This is a genomic window from Bradyrhizobium sp. 159 (assembly GCF_023073795.1).
Lineage (GTDB): Bacteria > Pseudomonadota > Alphaproteobacteria > Rhizobiales > Xanthobacteraceae > Bradyrhizobium.
The window spans coordinates 1-631 of the sequence record NZ_JADPKE010000022.1; the positions used below are offsets into that span (position 1 = coordinate 1).

1 protein-coding gene is annotated in these 631 nt (G+C 59.7%); it reads left to right on the forward strand.

Annotation, left to right across the window (positions count from 1 at the left end; genetic code table 11):
* The coding region (locus IVA96_RS04845) for a transposase (protein WP_247415647.1) at positions 1-631 on the forward strand (631 nt) is incomplete at both ends.

Here is a 631-nt window from a genome sequence, read left to right on the forward strand (position 1 = left end):
AACCCTGATTGTCGATCCGAAGCGGGTGCGCAACTTCGCAAGATCGGCCGGGCAACTTGCCAAGAACGATCCGATCGATGCGGAGATGATTGCCTGGTTCGCCGAGACTTTCATCGAGGCAAGAGGCCAAGCCTATGATGCAGCACGTGAGGAACTGGCGCAGATGGTGACTGCGCGCCAAACTCTGATTGAAGTGCGGACCAGCCTGCATAACAGGGGGGAGCATTCCACACCTGACGTTGTACAGAAAATGCAGAGTCGCCTGCTGAAGCAAATCTCCTTGGAAATTACCAAGCTCGAAGCAGCGATCGCGGCCCTGATCAAGGCCACGCCGCGTTTTGCCGAACTCGCCGAGATCATCGAGAGCGTGCCGGGTCTTGCCGAGGGCACGTCCGCCGGGCTGATCGGGGGGATGCCGGAGCTAGGCCAGATAAGCAACAATGTTGCCGCGGCCTTGCTGGGTGCTGCGCCTTACGACGACGACAGCGGCAAGCGTCGGGGTGTTCGTCATATCCAGGGCGGGCGGCGCAAGGTCCGCAATCTCTTTTACATGGCGTGCATGGGAGCCGCGACACGGCACAACCCGGTACTCAAGGCCTTCTACGATCGCCTGATCGCCAAAGGCAAAGAG